1 tRNA gene and 2 rRNA genes (1 of these 3 cut by a window edge) are annotated in these 2,500 nt (G+C 54.1%); all 3 read left to right on the top strand.

Annotated features, from left to right (window positions below):
• Positions 1-1,924 (top strand): 23S ribosomal RNA (locus AC2FH0_RS20695) (it extends 904 nt beyond the left edge of the window).
• Between the two features lie 182 nt (positions 1,925-2,106).
• A 5S ribosomal RNA gene (gene rrf, locus AC2FH0_RS20690) occupies positions 2,107-2,221 on the top strand.
• A gap of 87 nt (positions 2,222-2,308) precedes the next feature.
• Positions 2,309-2,385 (top strand) — tRNA-Met (locus AC2FH0_RS20685).
• Positions 2,386-2,500 lie beyond the last annotated feature (115 nt).

Genomic DNA, 2,500 nt, shown 5'->3' with positions numbered 1-2,500 from the left:
GCCCCACAGGCTTACTGATCCTAACCAAACTCCGAATACCCGGGAGTACTAGATGGCAGACACACTGCGGATGCTAACGTCCGTAGTGGAGAGGGAAACAACCCTGACCTACAGCTAAGGCCCCCAATTCATGGCTAAGTGGGAAAGCAGGTGGGACGACCAAAACAACCAGGAGGTTGGCTTAGAAGCAGCCATCCTTTAAAGATAGCGTAACAGCTCACTGGTCTAAATAAGTTGTCCTGCGGCGAAGATGTAACGGGGCTCAAGCCATGAGCCGAAGCTTAGGATGCCGTAAGGCATGGTAGCAGAGCGTAGTGTGACATAGTCTCATTCCTCCTTCACGTCTTCGGGCGTATTGGAGGAGAGAGGCTTTCGATGAAGCCGGCGCGTGAGCGATCCGGTGGAGAGATCACTAGTGAGAATGATGACATGAGTAGCGACAAAGAGTGTGAGAGACACTCTCGCCGAAAGTCCAAGGGTTCCTGCTTAAAGCTAATCTGAGCAGGGTAAGCCGGCCCCTAAGCCGAGGCCGAAAGGCGTAGGCGATGGGAACTAGGTTAATATTCCTAGGCCGTGGAGTGGTGACGGATCTCAGAGGTAGTTCATCCTTATCGGATTGAATGGGCTGCTGAGAGGTTCCTGGAAATAGCCCTCCTATAAGACCGTACCCTAAACCGACACAGGTGGACTGGTAGAGAATACCAAGGCGCTTGAGAGAACGATGTTGAAGGAACTCGGCAAAATACCTCCGTAAGTTCGCGAGAAGGAGGCCCGGTTCCTAGGCAACTAGGGGCTGGGGGCACAAACCAGGGGGTGGCGACTGTTTATTAAAAACACAGGGCTCTGCGAAGTCGCAAGACGACGTATAGGGTCTGACGCCTGCCCGGTGCCTGAAGGTTAAAAGGAGAGGTGAGAGCCTTGAATTGAAGCCCAGGTAAACGGCGGCCGTAACTATAACGGTCCTAAGGTAGCGAAATTCCTTGTCGGGTAAGTTCCGACCTGCACGAATGGCGTAACGACTTCCCCGCTGTCTCCAACATCGACTCAGCGAAATTGAATTGCCTGTCAAGATGCAGGCTTCCCGCGGTTAGACGGAAAGACCCCGTGCACCTTTACTACAGCTTCGCACTGGCATCAGGATTGTGATGTGCAGGATAGGTGGTGGGCTTTGAAGCAGAGACGCAAGTCTCTGTGGAGCCTCCCTTGAGATACCACCCTTCGCACTCTTGATGTCTAACCGCGGTCCGTTATCCGGATCCGGGACCCTGCGTGGCGGGTAGTTTGACTGGGGCGGTCGCCTCCTAAAGCGTAACGGAGGCGCGCGAAGGTTGGCTCAGAGCGGTCGGAAATCGCTCGTTGAGTGCAATGGCAGAAGCCAGCCTGACTGCGAGACTGACAAGTCGAGCAGAGTCGAAAGACGGCCATAGTGATCCGGTGGTCCCGAGTGGAAGGGCCATCGCTCAACGGATAAAAGGTACGCCGGGGATAACAGGCTGATACTGCCCAAGAGTCCATATCGACGGCAGTGTTTGGCACCTCGATGTCGGCTCATCTCATCCTGGGGCTGGAGCAGGTCCCAAGGGTACGGCTGTTCGCCGTTTAAAGAGGTACGTGAGCTGGGTTTAGAACGTCGTGAGACAGTTCGGTCCCTATCTGCCGTGGGTGTAGGAGACTTGAGAGGAGTTGCCCCTAGTACGAGAGGACCGGGGTGAACGATCCACTGGTGGACCTGTTGTTGCGCCAGCAGCAGTGCAGGGTAGCTATGATCGGACAGGATAACCGCTGAAGGCATCTAAGCGGGAAGCCCCCCTCAAAACAAGGTCTCCCTGAGGGCCGTGGAAGACCACCACGTCAATAGGCCGGAGATGTAAGCGCAGTAATGCGTTCAGTTGACCGGTACTAATCGCCCGATAGGCTTGATTTGATCCAGTAATGGAAAGACAAATCAAAAACATACACACCTTAGACTAACGATGGCTGTGTCGCGCCAAGCGGCACTGTTGATTGATTACACTACCGAGTGGCAACGCGCCTTTTGCACGCAAAAGACGCTGCCTGCCACCCGTCGCGCTTGCTACGCAAGTCGCAACGTGGGATTTTCCTCGGTTTGGTGGTCATAGCGCAAGTGAAACACCCGGTCCCATCCCGAACCCGGAAGTTAAGCACTGCCGCGCCAATGGTACTTGGGCTTAAGCCCCGGGAGAGTAGGTCACCGCCAAACCTAGAAAAATCCCAATTCTCTCTAAATGATACAATTACTTATTCGACCCCGGCCTCAAGTAGCGAAAGCGATAGGCCAACCTAGTGTCGCGGGATGGAGCAGCCCGGTAGCTCGTCAGGCTCATAACCTGAAGGTCGTAGGTTCAAATCCTACTCCCGCAACCAGGTCGAATAATATCAACACAGCCCGTTCAGACTACATTTGATCCACTGGATCAATTGCTTAACGTCTTCACCTCGTCAGGCTCATAACCTGAAGGCCAAAGGTTCAAACCCTACT

This window comes from Ruegeria sp. CDSC051 (genome assembly GCF_059610665.1).
This window is presented reverse-complemented; position numbering and strand designations above follow the sequence as displayed.